This is a genomic window from Puia sp. (assembly GCF_035546395.1).
Classification (GTDB): Bacteria; Bacteroidota; Bacteroidia; order Chitinophagales; family Chitinophagaceae; genus Puia.
The window spans coordinates 118,374-142,439 of record NZ_DASZXR010000006.1 but is presented as its reverse complement, the minus strand read 5'-3'; the positions used below and the strand labels follow the sequence as shown (position 1 = coordinate 142,439).

Here is a 24,066-nt window from a genome sequence, read left to right as displayed (position 1 = left end):
CTAAAATTTTTTTTATGACGGAGACAGTCAATCAACAGGAAACAAAGACCCAGCAGCAGCCGGAGACGAAGTGGTATGTACTGCGGGTCGTCAGCGGGAAGGAGCGTAAGGTAAAAGAGTATCTTGATAAGGAGATCTCCCGTGGCGGATGGAGTGAAATTGTGAAGCAGGTTTTTCTGCCGGTGGAGAAGGTATATAAGGTTCAGAACGGCAAGAAGGTGATGCGGGAGCGTAACTATTACCCGGGCTATGTGATGGTGGAGGTGACGGAAGGGAAGCTCGGTGATGATCTGAAAGAGGTGATCAAGAATACGAACAGTGTGATCCACTTCCTGGGCAAGGAGAATCCGATAGCTTTGCGCAAGGCGGAGGTGAATAAGATGTTGGGTAAGATGGATGAGATGGCCGAGTCCGGAAGCATGAGCATGAGTGAGCCGTTCATCATCGGGGAGACGATCAAGATCATAGAAGGGCCGTTCAATGACTTCAACGGTATCATTGAAGAGGTGAATGATGAGAAGAAGAAATTGAAGGTGACGGTGAAGATCTTTGGCCGGAGCACGCCGGTGGAGTTGAACTATATGCAGGTGGAGAAGATAGCCTAGGGGGCGATTCGTCGACCAGCCATCTAAAAATATAAAAAGCCTTCCGGTTGGAAGGCTTTTCTATTTTGATCTCTTTATCTAGAAATTGCCATTGTCATTGTCGGTATCGAAATGATGAGTTGCGGGAGCGTCATCAAACGTCGAAGGGGCAGGTTCCGGCATTGGCTCGGGCATTGAAGTTACGACGGGCTTGGGTGCCGGTTTTTTCTTAGCCGGTTTCCTGGCGGCTTTCTTAGGAGCGGCTTTTTTCGGAGCGGCTTTTTTGGGAGCGGCTTTTTTTGCAGCTTTTTTCGGGGCCGCTTTTTTCACGGCTTTTTTAGCAGCCTTCTTTGCAGCTTTTTTGGGAGCTGCTTTTTTCTTGGCAACCTTCTTTTTCGCAGCCTTTTTAGGAGCCGCTTTTTTCACTGCTTTTTTAACAGTCTTTTTGGCTGCCTTTTTAGGCGCTTTTTTGGCCGCTTTCTTAGACTTTGACATAGTTTGTTGAGCGTTTTAAGTTGTTAGTAAGAATTGTAATGGATTAATAGTGCAAAAGTTAGTCAGAAAAATCGAATTATAAAAAAATGGGGCGGAAATTTCTTTTGATAACCGGTTCGCACCGAAGGAAATAACCCTAAAGATGGGTGGACCGGGCTGAGATTGTTCGGGTGAGGGTTAACGGTTGGGGGCCCTGCGGCCACCGGGTTTGGAAGATTTTTATGGGGTTATTGTTCGGATTTCCCCGGATTTTATTAACTTTGCGTCCCCAAATAGAAGTTCTTTTATTGGTTTGGGAGTCTCGGCCGGTGCCGGGACGTTAACACCAAAAATAAGTAACATGGCAAAAGAGATTTCCGGTTATGTCAAGTTGCAGGTAAAGGGCGGTCAAGCCAATCCTGCACCTCCTATCGGTCCGGCGTTAGGTTCTAAAGGCGTGAATATCATGGAGTTCTGCAAGCAGTTCAATGCGCGGACCCAGGATAAGATGGGGAAGGTCCTTCCCGTTCTTCTCACGGTTTACACCGACAAATCCTTCGAATTTATTATCAAGACCCCGCCCGCAGCGGTACAGCTGCTGGAGGCTGCCAAGCTGCAGAGCGGGTCGAAAGAGCCTAATCGTAACAAGGTTGGGAAAGTTACCTGGACGCAGGTGGAAGCGATCGCAAAGGACAAGATGCCCGATCTGAACTGCTTCACCGTTGAGAGCGCGATGCGGATGGTAGCCGGTACTGCCCGTAGTATGGGTATCACTGTAGAGGGTACTGCGCCCTTCGAATCCAAGGTACTTTCCGGAAAATCTTAACCATTAAACTGATTACGAAATGGCTATCACGAAAAAAAGAAAAGCAGCCGCTGCAAAGGTTGACAAGAATAAATTCTATACGCTGAAGGAAGCTTCTGCGCTGGTGAAGGATGTGAATACGACCAAGTTCGACGCTTCCGTCGATCTGCACGTCCGGCTGGGCGTCGACCCGAAGAAGGCCGATCAGTCCATCCGTGGTACGGTGAACCTGCCTCATGGGACGGGTAAGACCAAGCGGGTACTGGTGCTTTGCACGCCCGATAAAGAGGCGGATGCGAAGGCTGCCGGCGCCGACTTTGTCGGTCTGGACGAGTTCATCACGAAGATCGAAGGTGGCTGGGTGGATGTGGACGTTATCATCGCGACGCCGTCGGTCATGCCGAAGATTGGCCGTCTTGGTAAGGTGCTGGGTCCCCGTAACCTGATGCCGAACCCCAAGACCGGGACGGTTACCAATGATGTCGCTGCGGCGGTCAATGAAGTAAAAGGCGGTAAGATAGCTTTCAAGGTGGATAAGGCAGGGATCATTCATGCTTCTATCGGCCGGGTGAGCTTTTCCCCCGAGAAGATCGCGGAGAACAGCCAGGAGCTGATCAACGCCATTATTAAAGCGAAGCCGGCTACGGCCAAGGGAACGTACGTGAAGAGCGTGTTCATGGCCAGCTCGATGAGCCCGGGTATCGCTTTGGACGCTAAAGCATTTATTCAGTAACCATTAGGGCCGATTGGACCTACGTAAAGTAAGAGTTATGAACAAAGATCAAAAAAATGAAGTCATTGAGCTGTTGAAAGACAAGTTCAATCAATATAACAACTTCTACGTCACCAACACGGAGTCGCTGACGGTAGAACAGGTGGGTAAGCTGCGCCGGATCTGCTTCGACAAGAAGGTAGAGATGAAGGTGGCTAAGAACACGCTGATCAAGAAGGCGTTGGAGAGCATCGACAGCACCCGTTTCTCGGGTGTGTACGAGAGTCTGAACGGGGTTACGGCCCTGTTGTTCTCGGAGAATGCCAAGGAGCCGGCGATGATCATCACTTCGTTCCGGAAGGATGCGAATACGGAGAAGCCGATCCTGAAGGCTGCCTTTATCGATGGGGATGTCTTCGAGGGGAATGACCAGCTGAAGACGCTGACCACGCTGAAGAGCAAGCAAGACCTTATCGGCGAGATCATCGGGCTTCTGCAGTCGCCTGCGAAGAACGTTATCAGCGGCCTGAATGCAGGCGCCAAACTGGCGGGGTTGATCAAGGCATTGGAAGACCGCGCTGCGAATTAAGGAAAGGGGCGCCACGCCATGCGTATGCGGTTGGGCGCCTTGGAAAATAAAGCCCAAGTCCGGGGGCTTGAAGACCGGACGAATTTTTTTAAACAATCCGCCGGAGCTTATCTAAAGATTGCGGTGAAGGCGGAAAAAATTTACAACTATGGCAGATCTGAAAGCATTCGCAGAGCAGCTCGTTGGGCTGACTGTAAAAGAAGTTAATGAACTCGCAAAGATCCTTAAGGAAGAGTATGGTATCGAGCCTGCAGCTGCAGCTGTAGCCGTTGCCGCTGGTCCTGCTGCCGGTGGTGGCGCTGCTGCCGCTGAAGAGAAGACCTCTTTCAACGTTATCCTGAAGGCCGCCGGCGCTAACAAGCTGAACGTCGTTAAGGTAGTTAAGGACCTGACCGGTCTTGGTCTGAAAGAAGCCAAGGACCTGGTTGACGGCGCTCCCAAGCCCGTTAAGGAAGGTATCAGCAAGGCCGACGCGGAAGCGCTTGTTGCCAAGCTGAAGGAAACCGGTGCTGAAGTCGAGATCCAGTAATTTTGCGATAATCGAAAGGTTTTGACCCCAGCCGAAGGCTGGGGTTATTTTTTGTTGGTAAGCAAAAAAGTGCTATTTTTGCGGTCCGTTTCCCTGGGCTAAGGTACTCATTGATAATCATTTATGCATTTAAATAGATGAGTTTCAATGGGTTAGGTTCATTGATACACAGATAAAAAACCGGTTTTTACATATATGTCTTCAACAAAATTGCAAAACAGGGTCAACTTCGGTAAAATCAAGCACCTTGCCGAGACTCCTGACCTTCTTGAAGTGCAGATCCAATCTTTCAAAGAATTCTTTCAACTTGAGACTACCCCGGACAAACGTAATATCGAAGGTTTGTTCAAGGTGTTCAAGGAAAATTTCCCGATCACCGATACGCGGAACATTTTCATGCTGGAATTCCTGGATTACTTCATCGATCCGCCCCGTTACACGATCGAAGAGTGTATGGAGCGTGGTCTTACGTATGCGGTTCCCCTGAAGGCCAAACTGCGTTTGAGCTGTAACGATGAGGAGCATGTGGACTTCCAGACGATCGTCCAGGACGTGTTCCTTGGTAATATTCCTTATATGACCCCGCGGGGGACGTTTGTGATCAACGGTGCGGAACGTGTTGTCGTGTCGCAGCTGCATCGCAGCCCGGGCGTGTTCTTCGGTCAGTCCATCCACCCGAACGGCACGAAGATATATTCTGCGCGGGTGATCCCTTTCAAGGGCGCCTGGATGGAGTTCGCCACCGATATCAACAACGTGATGTATGCGTACATCGACCGGAAGAAGAAGTTCCCGGTGACGACGTTGCTTCGCAGTATCGGTTACGAAACCGATAAGGACATCCTCGAGCTGTTCGGCATGGCCGACGAGGTGAAGGTGGACAAGAAGACCCTCCAGAAATACATCGGAAAGAAGCTTGCTGCCCGTGTGCTCCGCACCTGGGTGGAAGACTTTGTCGATGAGGATACCGGTGAGGTCGTTTCCATCGAGCGGAATGAGATCGTGCTGGAGCGGGATACCATCCTCGACGAGGAGGCCATCGACATGGTCGTGGAAATGGATGTCAAGAGCATCTTTATCCAAAAGGAAGATGTGGGCGGCGACTATGCGATCATCTATAACACTCTGAACAAGGATACTTCCAACTCCGAGCTGGAAGCCGTTCAGCATATCTACCGCCAGCTGCGGGGTGCTGACGCTCCGGATGATGAGACGGCAAGGGGGATCATTGATAAATTATTCTTTAGCGACAAGCGTTATGACCTGGGCGAGGTCGGCCGTTATAAGATCAACCGCAAGCTGAACCTGAACCAGCCGCTGGATCAGAAGACGCTGACGAAGGAAGATATGATCGAGATCATCAAGTATCTCGTCCGGTTGACGAATGCCAAGGCTGAGATCGACGATATCGATCACCTGAGCAACCGCCGCGTGCGGACGGTCGGCGAGCAGCTATATGCACAATTCGGCGTTGGTCTTGCGCGTATGGCGCGTACCATCCGTGAGCGGATGAACGTTCGGGACAACGAGGTGTTCACCCCGGTGGACCTGATCAACGCGAGGACCTTGTCTTCGGTGATCAATTCGTTCTTCGGTACATCGCAGCTCTCGCAGTTTCTCGACCAGACCAATCCGCTGTCTGAAATAACACATAAAAGAAGGATCTCGGCCCTGGGACCGGGCGGTTTGTCCCGTGAGCGGGCAGGCTTTGAGGTCCGTGACGTTCACTACTCTCACTACGGCCGTCTGTGTACCATCGAGACGCCGGAAGGTCCGAACATCGGGCTTATTTCCACGCTTTGCGTTCACGCGAAGATCAACGAGATGGGCTTTATCGAGACTCCGTACCGCAAGGTGAACGATGGTAAGGTGGATCTGAAGAAGCTGACCTATCTCAGCGCGGAAGAGGAAGATATTGCCAAGATCGCCCAGGCGAATATCGCGCTGGATGAGAAGGGGAATTTCGTGGAGGACAAGATCACGTCGCGTCAGACGGGTGACTTCCCCATCCTGGATAAGGGTGAGGTAGAGTTCATGGACGTCGCGCCCAACCAGATCGTGGGACTTAGTGCGTCTTTGATTCCCTTTTTGGAGCATGATGACGCCAACCGTGCGTTGATGGGATCGAACATGCAACGGCAGGCTGTTCCGCTGATCCGTCCCGAGATGCCGATCGTCGGCACGGGGCTGGAAGCGAAGGCTGCCCGGGATGCGCGGATACAGATACACGCGGAGGGCGAAGGGGTTGTAGAGTTCGTGGACGCCAATGAGATCCATGTCCGTTATGACCGCAACGAATCGCAGAAGCTGGTCTCTTTTGAAGAGGACCTGAAAGTATATAAGCTGACCAAGTTCATCAAGACGAACCAGGAGACCTGTATCAACCTGAAGCCCGCCGTGAAGAAGGGCCAGAAGGTGAAGGATGGGGATTTCCTGACCGAAGGGTATGCGGTACAGGATGGTGAGCTGGCGCTGGGTCGTAACCTGAAGGTGGCGTTCATGCCCTGGAAGGGTTACAACTTCGAGGACGCCATTGTGATCAGCGAGAAAGTGGTGAAGGAAGACCTGTTCACCTCGGTGCACATCTCCGAGTACGAGCTCGAGGTTCGGGATACGAAGCTGGGTGAAGAAGAGCTGACCCCGGATATCCCCAACGTTTCCGAAGAAGCCACGAAGGATCTCGATGAAAATGGTATCATTCGTGTCGGGGCCCAGATCAAGGAAGGCGATATCCTGATCGGTAAGATCACGCCGAAGGGCGAGAGCGATCCGACCCCGGAAGAAAAGCTGCTGCGCGCCATCTTCGGCGACAAGGCCGGCGATGCGAAGGATGCTTCGCTGAAGGCGCCGAGCGGTACGGAGGGTGTGGTTATCTCCAAGAAGCTGTTCCAGCGTGCGAAGAAGGATAAGAACGCGAAGGTTCGTGAGAAGGCGGCGCTCGAGAAGATCGAGAAGGTGCATGAGAAGAACACTTCCGATCTGATGGATGTGTTGTTGAGCAAGCTGACCGTGCTGTTGAAAGAGCATGTATCTGCGGGCGTGAACAACAACTTCGGCGAGGTACAGATCGGCAAGGGTGCGAAGTTCACTGCCAAGAACCTGAGCGGCATCGACTATCTGAACGTCAACCCGCTGGGTTGGACGGGAGATGCGAAGACCGATGACTCCATCAACATCCTGTTGCACAACTATAGCATCAAGTACAATGAAGAGCTGGGCCGGTATAAGAGAGAGAAGTTCAATATCTCGATCGGCGACGAATTGCCTGCCGGGGTGTTGAAGCTGGCGAAGGTCTATCTCGCCGTCAAGCGTAAGCTGAAGGTGGGTGATAAGATGGCCGGCCGGCATGGAAATAAAGGGATTGTCGCGAAGATCGTAAGAGCAGAAGACATGCCGTTTCTCGCTGATGGGACGCCGGTGGACGTCGTTCTGAACCCGCTGGGTGTACCTTCGCGTATGAACCTTGGCCAGATCTATGAAACGGTGCTTGGCTGGGCCGGTGAGAAACTGGGTGTGAAATTCGCAACGCCCATCTTCGATGGGGCTACCGTCGAGGAGATCGCCGAGCATATCTCGAAGGCGGGTCTGCCGAGCTTTGGTCATACCTATTTGTATGATGGTGAAACGGGAGAAAGATTTGACCAGAAGGCGACCGTAGGGATTATTTATATCATTAAGCTGCATCACATGGTTGATGACAAGATGCACGCCCGGAGTATCGGGCCGTACAGTCTAATCACTCAACAGCCGTTGGGTGGTAAGGCACAGTTTGGTGGTCAGCGTTTTGGTGAGATGGAGGTTTGGGCGCTGGAAGCCTACGGTGCGTCGAATATCCTGCAGGAACTGTTGACCCTGAAATCCGATGATATCATCGGTCGGGCGAAGACCTACGAGTCGATCGTGAAGGGGGATAATATTCCGCGCGCGGGTATCCCTGAGTCCTTCAACGTGCTTGTGCATGAGTTGAGGGGGTTGGGATTGGACCTGAAATTCGATTGAGACGCGGCCGGACGCGACGAACATTTGCTCCGCTAACTGATGAATAAATATCAAAGCCACCCCAAGGGGTGGCTTTTTTTATTGGCGGCTTTTTTTATAGATAACCTAACCACCATTTGGTTGCCTGGTGGGCGCGTTTGTAGGTGTCGAAGCGCTTGCAGAGGGGGTACAGGAGGAGGATGACCGTCAGCCATACGGCATAGACGGTTGGAAGGTCAAATCCATATCCTTTTAGTCCCGGCACCCAGGAGGGCCGGGTAGGCAGGAAGAACATGATCCGCCAGTTGTGGATCGAGATCGCGGCGCCAACGACGGCCAGCAGGTGCGCCAGGTAAATATGCGCGATATAGTAGAACATGGGGACGCGACCGAAGACGAGGACTCTTTCGCTCAAACCATTCTTAACCCCTTCCGAAAGCGCGAGGAAGAGCATGGCGGGTCCCAATGTCATCAATATATAAAGCAAGGAGGGGGGATATTTCGTAACGTTCAGGAACGACATAATACTGAAAAGGGCGTCTTTTTGAACACTCCATGGGGCATAGTCGCCGTAGGCATTGAGGGCTCTGAGAATGATAAAGAGGGTAATGGCCCCGGCGCCAAGGCAAAGGAGGATGGATCGCCTTGCTCCGGCGTCTACACCGGGACGGTAGAGTTGACCGACGCAGTAGCCGACGGCCAGCACGCCGATCCACGGCAGGACAGGATAGCGGACAAATACCGGTGTATGACCGATGTGGAAGGTGCCTGGGTCATGGAGGACGCTCCATAGGAAGGCGGCGGGGCTGTTGCCCGGAATATGTACGTTATCCAGGCAATTGTGACCGGCAACCAATATCAAGCCAATGAACAGGATGAGCCGAAGGGGCAGATGGATCATGACGGCCAGTGCGATCATACAGGCGCCGATTGCCCAGATGACCTGGAGATTGATATAAGGGTAGTGCGGGTTGAAAGACCAGCCCAGGGTAATGATGAACAGTTCGACGAAGATCAGCCAGATACCGCGGGTAAGCAGAAAGAAAGCAAGCGCCTTGCGGCCTTTGCGGGCGCCGTATAGATGAGCGGAGATGCCGGCGAGGAAAATGAAGACCGGTGCGCAGAAATGGGTGATCCACCTGGTAAAAAAAAGTGCGGGGTTGGTATGGCTGAGGTCGGTAGGATCATACAGAAAGCCGTCCCGGTGGAAATAATCCCGAACATGATCGATCGCCATGATGATCATTACGGTACCCCTGAGCAGATCGATGGACCCGATACGGGTGTTCCCTATTTTTTTCGGCCGGTGGCTGTTAACCGGCTGCGTTGCGGCAATGGTGGATTCGTTGAACATGGGCGCAAATCTAGGTGTTGGCGGGATGCCTTCCGGGGGAGAATCTTTCAACGGAGGCCATGGATTCACTTGCGGTGGCGGCGGGTTGTGCAACGGCGGAAGGGTGTGCGAACCCGCATGAACCGGGCCAACCGGTGGTTAGAAAGATACCGCCGATGGTAAGAGGATGGTTTGGGTTTGCCGGGGCGGGTCCTATTTTCGGGCCGGATAACCTAAAAAACACCAAGAAATGAGGAAACCTATCTGCACGTTACTGCGTGCATGCTGCTTTATTATTTTTATTGCAACCGTTGAACGGAGTTCCGCCCAGGCACCGAAGCTTAGGGGAGGGATCAAAGATGCGGACACCTTGCGTTTGGATGAGGTGGTGATCGTGGGCTCAAGGTCGCGGGATGCGAGGAGCAAATTATCGACGCCGGTGGCTGTCGATGTGATCCGGACCAAGGACATCAAACCTTTTGCACAGATGGATGTGACACAGATGCTGACGTTTGCGGTGCCTTCGTTCCAGTCCGCACGGCAGACGATCTCGGATGGAACGGATCATATCGATCCGGCGGGCTTGCGGGGCCTGGGACCGGATCAGACCCTTGTGCTGCTCAACGGCAAGCGGTTGCATTCCACGGCGCTGGTGAACATCAACGGTACGGTAGGCCGGGGTTCCGTGGGCACCGATCTGAACACCATTCCCGCCGCGGCTATCGACCGGATCGAGGTATTGCGCGATGGTGCGGCCGCGCAATATGGGTCCGACGCTATCGCGGGTGTTATCAACGTTGTGCTGAAAAAGAACTACAATGGCTGGACCGTTTCCGGCACAGCGGGTGAGAATTTCACGCGGATGCCCTATAAGGGAGGCGTGGGGATCAATGACGGGGCCAATACGCAACTGGACTTCAATGGCGGCTTTGCGAAAAGCAATGGCTCGTATCTGAATGTGAGCGGGCAATGGTTGCGGCGCGAAGCAACCAACCGAAGCGGAGAGGACAATTTTCCGCTGATCTATCTTGGCAATGCGGGTGCTTTTCCCGCAAACCCCTATACCGGTACGGTGAGCGACGTTCAATACCGGCAATGGCTGATGGACCAGGATGCGGCGGTGGTCAAACAGCGAGGCTATGACCGTCACAATAACGTTGTTGGAAATTCTTTCGAGCAGAATTTTTCCGTTTATGTGAACGCGGGGGCGTCCTTGTCGCGCAACGTGGACTTTTTCGCGACCGGGGGACTGATGCGGCGGGAGGGGCTGGCGAGCGGCAATAGCCGGAACCCCAATTCGGTGGCGCAGCAGCCGGTACTGGCCGATGGGCAGCGGCGTTATCCCGATGGGTTCTTACCGCAGATAGCGCCCACCATCTATGATTGGAACCTGCTGGAAGGGGTCCATATAAAGGCGGGGAGCTGGCTATTGGAGCTGAGTGATATCGCGGGACAGAACGGGCTGCACTATGCCGTTAAACGCTCGGGGAATGCCTCCCTGCCTGCATCGGATGCGGTGCAGACGGAATTCGATGCGGGTAAACTCAGCTTCCTGCAGAATACGGTAAATGCCGACCTGAGCCGCTTCTACCGGTGGTCAGCCGGCAGCAGTTTGAATGTGGCCTTTGGCGGGGAATTCCGGAGCGAGGTATTCCGGATCGATGCCGGTGAGCCGAACAGCTACAACAATGGCAAAAGGCTTGCCCATGTCGATTCCATTGCGCCCTACCCGGGCATGACGAAGTATACCACTTTTCCGGTCGCGGTGGCGCCGGCTTCGGGAGCGCAGGTGTTTCCCGGGTTCAAGGACCAGGATGCGGTCAGGGCGACGCGGACTATCTATGCCGGCTATGCGGACCTGGAGTTGACGGTGGGGCGGTTGTTGATTGACGGCGCGTTGCGCTATGAGGACTATGCGGAAAAGGGGATCCACTATGACAACCTGGGTGGGAAGTTAAGTGCGCGGTACGAGTTGACCCCGCGGTTAGCTATCCGGGGTTCGGTGAGTAACGGTTTCCGGGCGCCGTCGTTGCATCAGCGCTATTTCCAGAATACTTCGACTCAATTCGTCAATTCCCAGCCATCCAACTCGCTGACCGCTAATAATTACAACCCGATAGTACGGGATGCGTTCGGCATCAAAGAATTGAAGCCCGAGATGTCAACCAATTTCACGCTCGGGGTTTCGGGCAAGCTGGGCAGCGGCGTCGTATTTACGGTAGATGGATATTTTATTTCGATCAGGGACAGGATCGTGTTGTCGACCCCTTTCAACCGAAGCAACCCCTTGGTGAATACTATCCTTAACAATAATCATGTGGACTCTTCCACTTCTGCCTTGCAGTTCTGGACCAATGCCGTCAATACGGAGACCAAGGGTATCGATGCGGTGTTGACGGATAAGTTCGGGATCGGAAAGGGGGTTGCATCGGTATCGCTGGCCGCGAATTTCAATCAGAACCGGGTCGTTGGAAGGATCCATACCAATTCGGTCATCGATGATCCGAAGAACAATCCCAGTACGACGAATGCGTCGGCTAATCCTTCGAATGATCTTGCCGCCACCTTATTTGATCGCCAGCAGCGGGGCCGGATCGAAACGGCGCAGCCGAACAGCAAGATCAGCCTGGTGATGACGTATTCGATAGGCCGTTGGGATCTGCTTGGACGTGGGGTGCGATTTGGCCAGGTGCAATTTCTCAATAATGTAGACCCTGGGCTGGTCAACAAAGGCACGGGAGCTTTTCTGAACGATGTCGCCCTGGGCACGGACCAGGTCTTTGGCGCGAAGATCACCACGGACCTGGTGGTGTCGTACAGGGTCCGGCGGGGGATCGGTATTTCGGTTGGGGGTAATAATATTTTCGATGTCTATCCGGACAAGGTGTTTGTCGACCCGCGGAACAGCCTGCAGGCCGTGCGGGCCAACCCGATACAGGGGGCCAACAAGGCGCCGGGAGGGTATAATTCGGGGCGGGACGCCTCCAACCGCGGGCGGCTCCTTTTTAATCCGAATCAGTTTGGGTTCAACGGGAGATTTTTGTTTGCGAGGGTTTTGGTGGAGTTTGGGAAATAGCCTTTTTTTTATTCGTGGAGGATACGTTGGGTCTCGACACCGGTGGTTGAGCGAACCTCGAGGATATAGATGCCGGGGGCGAGGGTAGCTCCATCGATGCCCAGGTGGGCACGGCTGCCATCGGACTGTACGCCGGATCGTTGCCAGAGCAACCGCCCGGTGATGTCGAGGATGCGGACCCTGACGGGGCCATCCGGCACGTGGCCGAACACGATGTCGAGGCTGGTGGTGAACGGATTGGGCAGGACGGTGAAGCTGGGTATTGCGTGGGGATCGCGGACGAGCACGATCTTGCTATAGGTGGCGTGGCCGTCGAGGCTGATCTCTTTCAGCTGGTAGTAGTTGCTATCGGCGGCAAGCGAGGGATCGGTGAAGGTGTAGTCCTTTTGGGTGCTGCTGGCGCCCGCGGCCGGTACGTAGCCGATCTTCGTGAAGTGCTGGCCGTCATAGGATCTGTCGACCTCGAACCGGGCGCTGTTTTGCTCCCCGGATGTCGACCAGGAGAGGACGGCATCGTTGTTATTGAGGCGGCCCGTGAAATCCAGCAGGGTGACGGGCAGGACGGTGAGGCTGGGGACGCCGGCGCCGAAGCCGGAGAAGCCGTTGGTGAAATTATAGGTCAGGCCCGTGTTGGTACCGAGGGCGCTGATGGTGGGAGTCACGATGGTTGGGGTTCCGGCGGCGTTGGGGGCGGCGGGAGTGACGGAGGATATCTGCCCGGGGACTTTGACGAGCTGGATGGCGCTGAGGGTTTGGGTTGTAGCGGTCTGCCAGCCCTGGACCTCGGCTTGTGTATAGTAGAGTGTGATGTTGTAGCTACCCGAAGAGTTATTGGTCGTGGGAATGACATGGAAGGTTTTATCCATGAGATAGTTGGCGGTGTTGGTATTCCAGAATTGGGTGGCGGTGGTACCTGCGCGGTCGATGACCACCTGAGTGCAGCCGTAGTCGAAGCTGCTGAGATTTTGGATGCGGGCCATCAATTGGCCGTTGGTAGCGTCGTAGAAGTAGACGTCGGCATTGGGGCCGAGGTATTGGGATTGGGAGGAGTTGAGGGCGGTTTGAATGAAGGTTCCGGGGTCTGCATCGGTTAAGCGGATGATGGGTTTTATTCCGCCACCGTAGTAGTTGATCATGCTGTAGCTGGAACCGCAGGAGATGGGATTCCATATATAGTTAATATTCCCTGATCCGTCGATATAGCCCTGGACATTGTCGTCGGAGGAGGTGATGGCATTGCTGTAGCAGAGCTCGACGACGATGTTGGAAGTACCGTTCCAGTTGAATGGTGTCGTGAGAGTGAAATTGTTCCACCCGTTAACCGTCGTTGTGTTGCCACTGTAGACGGTTGTGAAAGATGCTTCGCTGATGGGAAATTCGGTGGAGCCGTTGTACAGCGAGCTTTGGGTGGTTGCCGCGAACTTTATCGTAAAACCCTGGTAGGAAAATGAAGCGCCGCTGTTCTTGGCGATATCGAGGGCGATGGCGGAGAGGCTGCCGGCCTTGATGCCTTGTGCGGTGAGTTCGCTTGCGTAGTAGAGTATCTGGGACTTGTTTTGAGTTTGTGAGGCCTGGAATGGGCCTGTGATCGTGCCCTGGCTGGTTCCGATGGAGGCGGTGACAGTGGTCGGGCCATAAGGGGCGATATCGTTGTCGTCGATGGTGAGGGTGAAGGTGGGGCGTCCGTCGCCTGCAATGGCGTTACCGCCGCCATTGTTGACGGAGAAGGCCAGGACGGCAGAGCGGGCGCCGTTGAGGCTGGCGTCATCATAAACGCGAATGGTGAAGGGTTGGGATGCCGTGGATCCTGCGGGGAATGTCAGCTGTTGGCTAGGGCTGGAGAAGCTGCCGTTGGTGGTAATATCAAAATCGATGCCCTGGGTGGCGGTGCCGCCGCTGTTGACGGTGATGGTGGCTACCGCGGCTGCGGATGGATAGGTACCAATGACCATATTGTAAGTATAATCCTTATAACTGCGGCAGCCGGCGGTTGCAGCCGTGGTTTCGGTGTGGCGGTCGCCCTGCAGTTGAAAGTCGATCTTTGGAGCGCAGGCTGCATCGGGAGGTGTTCCACCGAGGGAGGTGGTAAGGCTGGAACGGTAGGGACTTGCGGCGAACGCCTGCAAGCGGGCTGCCTGGCCGGGGGTGAACAAGGTAAAGCAATTAGTATAGTTCATGAAGTTGCTTTCCGTTGCCGCGGTATACGGGTTACCTCCTGCGCAGCTATTGGCGCCTGAGCGGCAGGTGAAGTCGACTACTCCGGTGGTCGAGTTGATGTTTTCGGAGATCGGGTCCGTGTCGCATACCTGGTCGCCGTCCTGGGTGCAGTCGTTGTAGGTGGCAGGGGGGCATTGAGTTACATCCGTCGATCCCTGGAAGGGATGATAGAGTCCGAACGCGTGTCCTATTTCGTGAGGCAGGGTCTTCTGGCCTGCGACCATCTGGGTGGCCAGCATCACTATGCCGTCTATGGTAGAGGGCGCCCCGGGAAGGTATGCATAGCCGGCGACGAATTGGCCGCTGGTGCCGTCATTGCCGTCGATCTTGTTTACGATCCATACGTTGTAATACTGAGTATTGTCCCAGCGGCTAAGATTCTTGATATTGATCTCGTTGGTGCCGAGGGTGGTATGGACATTGATTCCACCCGATACGTAGCCGGCCACCGACGAGCCGTCGATACGATTGATCCCGTTTGTCGGATTGCAGTTGGGATCGCGTTGGGCGATGACGAACTGGATGCCGAGATCGCCTGCGCCAAGGCCCGTGGTTACGAGGCCGGGCCATGTGCCGTTGTATACCTGGTTCAGGTAATCGATTGCGCCGGTGATCTGGGCATCTGTAGGATTGTAGATCGTCCCTATATCGCCCCCTGTGTGGATGACGTGTACGACGACGGGTATTTCATAACTGCTGCTCAGTACATGCGGCTTGCCGCCGGTGATGGTTTTGCGCTGGTTGCGGCGAATGAGAAGTTCGGGATGTTGCCGGATATAGTTGCGGATGGAGATGGTTGCGGCTTCGACGTTTCTTCGATACCCAGGATCTTCGCTCATTTGCCTGGCGTGGGCGCGATCGAAGCCGCAGATCGGCTGGGCGATGGTGCGTAGGGATATTAGCCCGAGGAGGCCGGCCAGGAAGAGGGGGAAGAGGCTTTTCATGATAGGACGGATGATCCGTCCTAAGATAACAGAAAATCCTTCAAATTAGTGTATTGTGCGGTGATTTTTTTGCTGTGTTTTTGCTTGTCTAAGAGGGATTGCACGGAGGCGGGTAAGGGGATATTCTGTTGGATGATGGGTTCTACCGTATCGTAGAATTTTACGGGGTGGGCGGTCTCGAGAAAATAGCCTTTTGCGCCCGGGTGTTTGTCGAGGTAGCGTTGCAGGGCGAGCCAGCCAATGGCGCCGTGCGGATCGGCGAGATAGTGATGATCGTTATGCAATCTGCGGATGGCCATGATGGTCTCTTCGTCGGTGATGCTCACGGCAGAGAGCGTTTGTTTGAGACTGGGGACCTGTTTTTGGAAAATCTCCAGAATCCGGACGAAGTTGCTGGGGTTGGCGACGTCCATGGCGTTGGAGAGGGTGGCCTTTGCGGGTTGTGTTTTGAATTGGCCCGTCCGGAGGAAGTTGGGGATGACGTCGTTGGCGTTTGTGGCTGCGATGAAATGGGTTGCGGGGAGGCCGGATTGATGGGCGAGCAGGCCGGCGCAGATGTTCCCGAAGTTGCCGCTTGGGACGCAGATGACGGGAGGGTTGGTCTTGTCCGTCCATTGTTGCCAGGCGAAGAAATAATAGAACTGCTGGGGTAGCCAGCGGGCGACGTTGATAGAGTTGGCGGAGGTAAGAAAGAGCTGTTGCCGGAGGCTGGTGTCGGCGAAGGCTTGTTTTACCATCTGTTGGCAGTCGTCGAAGCTGCCTTCCACTTCGAGGGCGGTGATGTTCTTGCCGAGGGTGGTGAGCTGGAGTTCCTGGACGCTGCTGACTTTTTTTGACGGGTACAAGATGACGACGCGGATGCCTTCCACGCCATAGAAGCCGCTGGCGACGGCGCCGCCGGTGTCGCCGGAGGTGGCGACGAGGACGGTGACGGGGCGTTTGTTATCGCGGACGAAGTAGCCGAGGCAGCGGCTCATGAATCGGGCACCGACGTCTTTGAAGGCGAGGGTGGGGCCGTGGAAGAGTTCTAATGACTGAATATCCGGGGAGACATTTGCGAGGGGAAATTCGAAGGCGATGGTTTCGCGGACGATGCGGCGGAGTTCGTTCCCGGGGAGGGTATCGCCGGTGTAGGGGCGGATGACCTGAAAGGCGATCTCTTCGCGGGAGAGGGTGTCTATGTTTTTTAAGAGTTCGGTTGGGAGGGTAGGGATGGTTTGGGGGAAATAGAGGCCTTTATCCGGGGCCTGGCCGCGGATGGTGGCTTCTTTGAAATCGACGTATGTGCCGGGGCTGTTGAGGCTATAGTAGTTCATATGATCTTTACTCCTTGTTGGTTGATGGTGGTGACGTAGGTGTGGTGGTCGAGGCCGATGCGGGTATAGATCTCCTGCATGGTCTTTTCGACGGCCAGGGCGGTGGGTTTGTCTTTGCTCAGCATGAAGATGGAGGGGCCCGATCCAGAGATGCCGCCGCCGAGGGCGCCTGCGGACTTGCATTTTTCTTTTACCTCGTCGAAGCCGGGGATGAGCATGCTGCGAACGGGTTCGATGATGACGTCTTCGAGGCTGCGGCCGATGAGATCGTAGTCATTCTTCATGAAGCCGGCCACCAATCCGGCGATGTTGCCCCATTGGCGGATCGCATCTTTCAGCAGGACCTGCTTGCGCAGGATCTGGCGGGCGTCGGAGGTTCGGACTTCGATAAGGGGATGGACGGCCGTGACATGGAGGGCCGGTGCGGGGATCGTGACGATATCGAGGGGAAAGATGGAACGGATGAGCGTGATGCCGCCGTAGATACAGGGGGCGACGTTGTCGGCGTGCTTTACGCCGGAGGCTACTTTTTCGCCGAAGAGGGCGAATCTTACGAGATCTTCTTTTGAGTACGGGCTGCCGAGGAGGTGGTTTGCCGCGACTACGGCGCCTGCGGCGCTTGCGGCGCTGCTGCCGATGCCGCTGCCGGGTTTTATCTGTTTGGTGATGGTGACTTCGAAGCCGATGGGTTGGCCGAGTTCGGCGAGCATTTCGATAAGGGGCGCGCCGGCGGTGTTCTTTGCGGGATCGGTGGGGAGTGAGAAGCCGTCTTTGCTGCTGACGGTGACTCCGGGTTCGTCGCATAGGCTGACCTCCATGATATCGCAGGGATTGTCCAGGCAGAGGCCGAGGATATCGAAGCCGCAGACGAGGTTGGCGACGGTGCCTGGGGTATGTACAGTGACTTTCTTCTTCATTGTTATGAGTTGATGACGCGTAAGACGTCGGCGAAGACGCCTGAAGCGGTGACGTCGGCGCCGGCGCCGGCGCCTTTTACGACGAGGGGTTGTTCGGGGTACCGGTCGGTGTAGAAGAGGACGACGTTGTCCTTGCCGTACAGATGGTATAGATCGTGCTCGGGTCCGATGTGCCGGAGACCGACGGAGGCCTTGCCCTGGTCGAACTGGGCGACGAATTTCAGCTTCTTCCCTTCTTTTTCCGCGGCCTGGAAGAGCGCCTTGAAATGGGCTTCTTCGGTTTTCATGGCCTTGTAGAAGTCATCCACGCTGCCCTGCATGCAGGAGGCGGGCATGAAGGAGTTGTTGGCGATGTCTTCCATTTCGGTCTTTTCGCCGGATTCGCGGGCGAGGATCATGATCTTGCGCATGACGTCGGTGCCGCTGAGATCGAGGCGGGGATCGGGTTCGGTATAGCCTTCGTCCTGAGCCTGGCGGACGACTTCGGAGAAGGGCTTTTTGCCATCGTAATTGTTGAAGACGAAGTTGAGGGTGCCGCTGAGGACCGCCTGGATGCGCCGGACCTTGTCGCCGCTGCGCATCAGGTCGTTGAGGGTTCCGATGACGGGCAGGCCGGCGCCGACGTTGGTCTCGAAGAGGAAGCGGGCGTTGAATTCGCGGGCGAGGTCTTTGAGGCGGCGATAGTTCTTGTATTCCGAGGAGCAGGCGATCTTGTTGCAGGCGACGACGGAGATGCTTTTCTGGAGCAGCGCCGCATAGCGCGTAGCGACTTCGTTGTTGGCGGTGACGTCGACGAAGACGGCGTTGCGGAGATTGCGTTCGGTGATGCCCGTGATGTATTCGTCGAGCTGCATCGGCTGACCTTTGTCGAGCGCTTCCTGCCAGTTTCGCAGGTCGATTCCTTCGTTGTTGAAGATCATTTTGCGGCTGTTGGCCATGCCGACGATGCGGACCTGGATGCGGAGGTGCTCGAGCAGGTAGTTCTGTTGTTGCAGCAGCTGGGCGATGAGGCGGCGGCCGACGTTGCCCGTGCCTGTGATGAAGAGATTCAGTTGTTTATAGGAGGTTTCGAAGAATTCTTCGTGGAGGACGTTGACGCCTTTTCGGACATCGGCGGCGGCGATGACCGCGGAGATGTTCCGTTCGGAGCTACCCTGGGCGATGGCGCGGACGTTGATCCCGTTGCGGCCGAGGGCGCCGAACATCTTGCCGCTGACGCCGGGGTGGCTTTTCATATGATCGCCGACGAGGGCGACGATGGCCAGGCCGGTTTCGATGATGAGGGGTTCGACCGTTCCGGTGCTGATCTCCTGGTTAAATGCGTTGTCGACGGCTGCTTTGGCGGCGCCGGCGTTGGCTTCGTCGATGCCGACGCAGATGCTGTGCTCCGAGGACCCCTGGGTGATGAGGATGACATTGATCTGCTTGTCCGAGAGGGCTTCGAAGAGGCGTTTGGAGAAGCCGGGGATGCCGACCATGCCGCTGCCTTCGAGGCTGAGCAGGGCGATACGGGGGATACTGGAGATGCCGCGGATGCTACCGCCGCCGTTGCGTGCGGCTTCGAATTCGATGACCGTGCCGGGATCGGTGGGGCTGAAGGTATTTTTTATCCAAACGGGGATGCCTTTCTTCATCACTGGCTGGATGGTAGGGGGATAGATGACCTTGGCGCCGAAATGGGAGAGCTCCATGGCTTCCTGGTAGGAGATGTATGGGATCGGGCGGGGATTGGTGACGAGGCGTGGGTCGGCCGTCATCATACCGGAGACATCCGTCCAGATCTCGAGGGTTTGGGCGTCGACGGCTGCCGCGAGGATCGCCGCGGTGTAATCCGAGCCGCCGCGGCCGAGGGTAGTAGTGGAATTGTTGTCGTCGGCGGCGACGAAGCCGGGGAAGACGAAGAGGTTGACGGCGGGGTTGTCCAGCGTGTATTGCAGGATCAGCGCATTGGTCTTTGTGAAATCGACGGTTGCGTGACCGAAATGGGAGTCGGTGCGGATCAATTCGCGGGAGTCTTTCCAGGTGTTGGCGACGCCGAGGGATTCGAACCGGGCGGAGATGATGAAGGAGGAGAGGAGTTCGCCATAGCTGACGATCTTATCCTGGGTGCGGGCCGAGAGCTCGCCGAGGAGGAATACCCCGCTGCAGATATCTTCGATCTCGTTACAGCGGGTCTTTACCGCACTGAGGACGGCACTCTGACCGGTGAGGGGCAGGAGGGCGCGAACGGTCTCGAGGTGGCGGTGTTCGATGTGCTGAAGCTTTTCTTTATACGATTCGTCGCCGATTGCCGCGGCCTGTGCGGCGTGGATGAGCATGTCGGTGATGCCGCCCAGTGCCGATACGACGAGAAGGGTACGATGTTTTACCAATGCCTGGCTGACTAACGCTATTACTTTATTTATGTTTTCGGCGTTTGCTACGGAGGAGCCACCGAATTTTAGAACCTGCATACAATAGTTATGTTTTGTAATTGAAAGGAAGAAGATCCCCGGGGGTGATATGGAAATTGACAACCCTTAACGGGTTGTAATGGAGATAATAGTTGTAATTTCAACAACTGTGAGAGGGGAGATGATATGGGGATGACCGATGATCACGGACGCTAAGGTAGGGAGAAATGAATGCAAAAACAAAAAATTGCCCGTTTCTTAGTTAAAATTAGATAATTTTGCGATTGTTTTGAATGATTACTGCGAGACGGCAGCGTTTTTTGAACGGTATTAAATTCACTATATGAATTATCAACCATCCCAGGGGTTGCAGCAATTCAAGAACCTGGTGGGCATCAAATTCCAATTATACAACAGTCTTTTCACGTCACTGCCTTTTCATCGGATCGAGAAAACGGGGATCCTGCTTTCGTTGTTGCTGACGATCTGCGAGGATGGGTATAAGAAGCGGCAGAGCCCGGAGCAGATCCTGGAGGAGTTCTTCCAGAAGCATACGACGTTGGCGGGGGAGCGGGAGAAGGCGGATGTGTTGTTCCGGTTCGTGCAATATGTGGAACGGCAGATCGTGCTTTTCGATGCGTTGGAAGATGCGGCGTTCAAACATGTGAACGATATGAGCGGGGCAGGGACGTTGAAGCATTTGTTATCGGAGGTGATCCAGACCAATAAGGAGGAGGAGCTGACGGAGAAGCTGAAGGATTATTCGGTGCGGATGGTGCTGACGGCGCATCCGACGCAGTTCTATCCGGGGGCGGTGCTGGGGATCATCAATGATCTTTCGCGGGCGGTTATCGAGAATAATGCGGCGGACATCAATCTCTACCTGCAGCAGCTGGGGAAGACGCCTTTTCTTAAAAAGCAGAAGCCGACGCCTTATGACGAGGCGATAAGTCTCATCTGGTATCTCGAGAATGTTTTTTATCATGCGAGCGGGCGAATTATTTCGGCGCTGAAGGATCAGTTCCCGCATGCGGTGGATAAGAACAATTCGGTGATCAAGATGGGCTTCTGGCCCGGGGGAGACCGGGACGGCAATCCTTTTGTCAAGGCGGAGACGACGTTGCGGGTGGCGGAAGCGTTGAGAGGGGCGATCATCAAGTGTTATTATCTGGATGTGCGGCGGCTGAAGCGCCGGCTGACCTTCAAGGGGGTGGACGTGCTGGTCGCGGAACTGGAGCAAAAACTATACAATAACATCTTTATTCCCGGGCTGAAGACGGAGTTGACGAAGGACGAGATACTGGAGCAGCTGGGACAGATCCGGGAGATCATCATCTATCAGCACAATAGTCTTTTCCTTGGGATGGTGGACAACCTGATCGGGAAGGTGCAGGTATTCGGGTTGCATTTCGCCACGCTGGATATCCGGCAGGACAGTTCGGTGCATACGAGCGTGCTGGCGGCGATCGCGGCCAAGGAGCGGTTGGTTCCCGAGCACTATGCGTCGTTGCCGGATGCGAGAAAAGTGGAGTTGTTGACGGAGTTGAGCGGTACGGTGAATCCGGAGCTGTATGACGACCCGTTGATCCGGGATACGCTGGATTCCATCGCGGCGGTGCGCACCATTCAACGTGGGAATGGAGAGGACGGCTGCAGCCGGTATATCATCAGTCAGTGCAGTACTGCATCGAATGTGCTGGAGGTGATGGGGTTGTTCCTGTTGTGTGGATGGTCGAAGAAGGATCTGACGGTGGATATCATACCGTTATTCGAGACGGTGGATGATCTGCGGGATGCGGCTGCGGTGATGAAGACATTGTATGAGAACCCGCATTACCGGGAGCATTTGAAGCTTCGCGGCGAGACGCAGACGATCATGCTGGGTTTTTCCGATGGCACCAAGGATGGCGGATACCTGATGGCCAATTGGGCGATCTATAAGGCCAAGGAGGAGCTGACGGCTATTTCGAAGGAGTATGCTATCGATGTCGTGTTTTTCGATGGTCGGGGGGGGCCTCCTGCGCGGGGCGGCGGGAAGACGCACAAGTTCTATGCGTCGATGGGAAAGAATATCGCCAACAAACAGATCCAGCTGACGATCCAGGGGCAGACCGTGAGCAGCAATTTCGGAACGGTGGATACGGCGCAGTACAATATCGAGCAGCTGCTGCATGCGGGTATCTCGAACGATCTTTTCTCTTCGAAAGAGGTGACGTTGCAGGCCGACGAAGAGGAGCTGCTGCATTCGTTGTCGGTGGAGAGCTATAAGGCCTATACGAAACTAAAGGAGCATCCGCATTTCCTGGCCTATCTGAACGAGGTGAGCCCGCTGCGGTTCTATAATGAAACGAATATCGCCAGCCGGCCTACCAAGCGGAAGAGCAGCGGGCGGCTGGAGCTGAAGGATCTCCGCGCGATCCCGTTCGTCGGTTCGTGGAGCCAGCTGAAGCAGAATGTAACGGGATATTATGGGGTCGGGACGGCTTTGCAATGGATCGACAAGCAGGGGAAATGGGCGGCGGTGAAGCGGCTTTATGTCAATTCGCCTTTCTTCAAGACTTTGCTGGACAATTGCGAGATGGCGATGAAGAAGTGTTTCTTTCCGCTGACCGAGCATTTTTCCGCGCATCCCGTTTATGGGGAGATCTGGTCGCTGATCTACCAGGAGTTCGAGCTGACGCAGAAATACATTTTCAAGCTGTCGGGGAAGAATGAGCTGATGGCCGACTACCCGGTGGAGCAGCTGTCGATCCAGATGCGGGAGCGGATCGTGTTGCCGTTGAGTACGATCCAGCAATATGCGTTGACGAAGTTCCAGGCGTTGGAGAAGAGTGGGGCGGCATCGCCATTGAAGGAGGTTTACGAGAGATTGATCATGCGGAGTAGTTTTGGGATCATCAATGCTGCCAGGAATTCGGCATAGTCAACATTTCGAGCGCAGCACCTGTTCGACGAAGACGGAGTAGAGGCGGGAGGGCATGTAGGATTGAACCATCCGCCATTCCACACAGTTGCAATTGCACATCAGGGAAGAAAAAGAATAGACGAAGATGTTCTCCACGGCATTCCGGACGATGGTATTGCCTTTTTCGTAGAATTTCCCGATGAGGGTCATGCATTTTCCCACCATATTAAAATCGTGTTCGAGGGCCATCCGTTTTGTGTAGTCTGTCAGTACCTGGATGGACTGATAGACGGAGGGCATTGTGCCTGCCAGGCAGAGGTCGTGTTGTACCTGGGGCAACTGGCGGGCGATGAGGGCCGGGATCTGTTGTTGATTGAGCATAGTGATTACGATTATGGCTATCAGCTGCCAAAGGAGATGCCAAACCGGTTTTAAGCGGGAAATGGGCGTTTTGGGAGGATCGGCGCCTACCGGAATGAAAAGGCTTTTCAAAATAGGAGGGTGGCAAGGGGCTGTGATTTGGGTTGTTGTGCTGATTTTCAATTGTTTGTGCGAAGCGGAACGACGTTTGGCCTTCTCGGGCAAATTGAATTGAAAATGAAAGAAGAACCCGAAGGTGGGTCATTCGACATTAGGATTGCCGTGCCCGCCGATGTCAAGTATGTATATCCGATACTGGAAGAGATGGAGCGTAGTGCCCGGACCAGGGGGACGGGTATAGCGAGGAGGACTCCGCAGTCGCTGTGCAGGAAGATCTATGAGGGGAAGGCGGTGATCGCTGTTACGGCGGATGGAGACTGGGCCGGATTTTCCTATATAGAGACGTGGGATGGCGGGTTTGTGTCCAACAGTGGACTGATCGTGAATCCTGGGTATCGCGGAGCTGGGGTTGCCCGGGCTATCAAGGAGCGGGTGTTTGCGCTTTCGCGTGAGCGGTATCCTGCGTCTTCGGTGTTCAGTATAACGACGGGCGCGCCCGTGATGAAGATGAATCACCGGCTTGGTTTCGAACCGGTGACGTACGACCAAATCACGAAGGACGAACGGTTTTGGGAGCAGTGTAAGCAGTGTGTGAATTTTGGGATCTTGCAGAGTACCGGGCGGACGAAGTGTCTTTGTACGGCGATGTTGTTTAAATCGCGGCAATTTGCCGAAATGGAAAGTAAAGTTTCCGAAATGGAAATTATTGTCGGGGGGCGAGAGAACCGGGGGCTTCGGGAAAACGTAGTGTATCAGCGGGTTTCAGGGGATAAGTGTGGAATTGGTATATGATTGGCAAACGGGATCGTAACAA

The 24,066-nt window shown here is 54.8% G+C and carries 16 protein-coding genes; 9 read left to right on the top strand and 7 right to left on the bottom strand.

Going from position 1 to position 24,066, the window contains the following annotated elements; all coding sequences use genetic code 11:
* Window positions 1-14: 14 nt before the first annotated feature.
* Entirely contained in the window at window positions 15-605 is a 591-nt protein-coding gene (nusG, locus tag VHE34_RS06970; RefSeq protein ID WP_325586086.1) for a transcription termination/antitermination protein NusG, read from the top strand.
* 78 nt (window positions 606-683) lie between these two features.
* Here nusG and VHE34_RS06965 read toward each other — a convergent pair whose 3' ends face one another.
* Complete coding sequence (locus VHE34_RS06965) at window positions 684-1,079, bottom strand: hypothetical protein (protein ID WP_325586687.1); 396 nt, start codon at window positions 1,077-1,079, stop codon at window positions 684-686.
* A 340-nt stretch (window positions 1,080-1,419) separates the two neighbouring features.
* On the opposite strand from VHE34_RS06965, the gene rplK reads away from it, so the two are divergent.
* The 5 genes from rplK (at window position 1,420) to rpoB (ending at window position 7,692) form a co-directional block, all read left to right on the top strand.
* A complete protein-coding gene (gene rplK / locus VHE34_RS06960) occupies window positions 1,420-1,884 on the top strand; it encodes a 50S ribosomal protein L11 (RefSeq protein ID WP_325586084.1) in 465 nt (154 codons plus the stop codon).
* A gap of 25 nt (window positions 1,885-1,909) precedes the next feature.
* Window positions 1,910-2,596, top strand: a complete 687-nt coding sequence (rplA, locus tag VHE34_RS06955; protein ID WP_414709859.1) for a 50S ribosomal protein L1 — start codon at window positions 1,910-1,912, stop codon at window positions 2,594-2,596.
* 37 nt (window positions 2,597-2,633) lie between these two features.
* Entirely contained in the window at window positions 2,634-3,164 is a 531-nt protein-coding gene (gene rplJ / locus VHE34_RS06950; protein WP_325586079.1) for a 50S ribosomal protein L10, read from the top strand.
* 148 nt (window positions 3,165-3,312) lie between these two features.
* Window positions 3,313-3,693, top strand: coding sequence for a 50S ribosomal protein L7/L12 (gene rplL / locus VHE34_RS06945; RefSeq protein ID WP_325586077.1), 381 nt, complete (start codon window positions 3,313-3,315; stop codon window positions 3,691-3,693).
* 195 nt (window positions 3,694-3,888) lie between these two features.
* Window positions 3,889-7,692 (top strand): DNA-directed RNA polymerase subunit beta, encoded by a 3,804-nt coding sequence (gene rpoB, locus VHE34_RS06940; RefSeq protein ID WP_325586075.1) that lies wholly within the window; start codon window positions 3,889-3,891, stop codon window positions 7,690-7,692.
* A 94-nt stretch (window positions 7,693-7,786) separates the two neighbouring features.
* Here rpoB and VHE34_RS06935 read toward each other — a convergent pair whose 3' ends face one another.
* Window positions 7,787-9,025, bottom strand: a complete 1,239-nt coding sequence (locus VHE34_RS06935) for a DUF1624 domain-containing protein (protein ID WP_325586073.1) — start codon at window positions 9,023-9,025, stop codon at window positions 7,787-7,789.
* 229 nt (window positions 9,026-9,254) lie between these two features.
* On the opposite strand from VHE34_RS06935, the gene VHE34_RS06930 reads away from it, so the two are divergent.
* The gene (locus VHE34_RS06930; protein WP_325586071.1) at window positions 9,255-12,080 is read left to right on the top strand and encodes a TonB-dependent receptor plug domain-containing protein; all 2,826 of its coding nucleotides are present in this window, start codon (window positions 9,255-9,257) and stop codon (window positions 12,078-12,080) included.
* Window positions 12,081-12,088: 8 nt separating this feature from the next.
* Here VHE34_RS06930 and VHE34_RS06925 read toward each other — a convergent pair whose 3' ends face one another.
* The 4 genes from VHE34_RS06925 to thrA are packed head-to-tail and all read right to left on the bottom strand — an operon-like array spanning window position 12,089 to window position 19,927.
* Window positions 12,089-15,241: a zinc-dependent metalloprotease gene (locus VHE34_RS06925; RefSeq protein WP_325586069.1), complete on the bottom strand. Its 3,153-nt coding sequence runs from the start codon at window positions 15,239-15,241 to the stop codon at window positions 12,089-12,091.
* A 20-nt stretch (window positions 15,242-15,261) separates the two neighbouring features.
* Window positions 15,262-16,557: a threonine synthase gene (gene thrC / locus VHE34_RS06920; protein ID WP_325586066.1), complete on the bottom strand. Its 1,296-nt coding sequence runs from the start codon at window positions 16,555-16,557 to the stop codon at window positions 15,262-15,264.
* Entirely contained in the window at window positions 16,554-17,474 is a 921-nt protein-coding gene (locus tag VHE34_RS06915) for a homoserine kinase (RefSeq protein ID WP_325586064.1), read from the bottom strand. Before VHE34_RS06915 ends, thrC begins: the two co-directional genes overlap by 4 nt.
* Before the next feature lie 2 nt (window positions 17,475-17,476).
* Window positions 17,477-19,927 (bottom strand): bifunctional aspartate kinase/homoserine dehydrogenase I, encoded by a 2,451-nt coding sequence (gene thrA, locus VHE34_RS06910; protein ID WP_325586061.1) that lies wholly within the window; start codon window positions 19,925-19,927, stop codon window positions 17,477-17,479.
* Between the two features lie 283 nt (window positions 19,928-20,210).
* Between thrA and VHE34_RS06905 the strand changes: the two genes are divergently transcribed.
* Complete coding sequence (locus VHE34_RS06905) at window positions 20,211-22,790, top strand: phosphoenolpyruvate carboxylase (protein ID WP_325586059.1); 2,580 nt, start codon at window positions 20,211-20,213, stop codon at window positions 22,788-22,790.
* Here the strand turns inward: VHE34_RS06905 and VHE34_RS06900 are convergent, their stop codons facing one another.
* A complete protein-coding gene (locus VHE34_RS06900; protein WP_325586057.1) occupies window positions 22,791-23,153 on the bottom strand; it encodes a DUF7674 family protein in 363 nt (120 codons plus the stop codon). It lies immediately after the preceding gene.
* 216 nt (window positions 23,154-23,369) lie between these two features.
* On the opposite strand from VHE34_RS06900, the gene VHE34_RS06895 reads away from it, so the two are divergent.
* Complete coding sequence (locus tag VHE34_RS06895; protein ID WP_325586055.1) at window positions 23,370-24,044, top strand: N-acetyltransferase; 675 nt, start codon at window positions 23,370-23,372, stop codon at window positions 24,042-24,044.
* Window positions 24,045-24,066 lie beyond the last annotated feature (22 nt).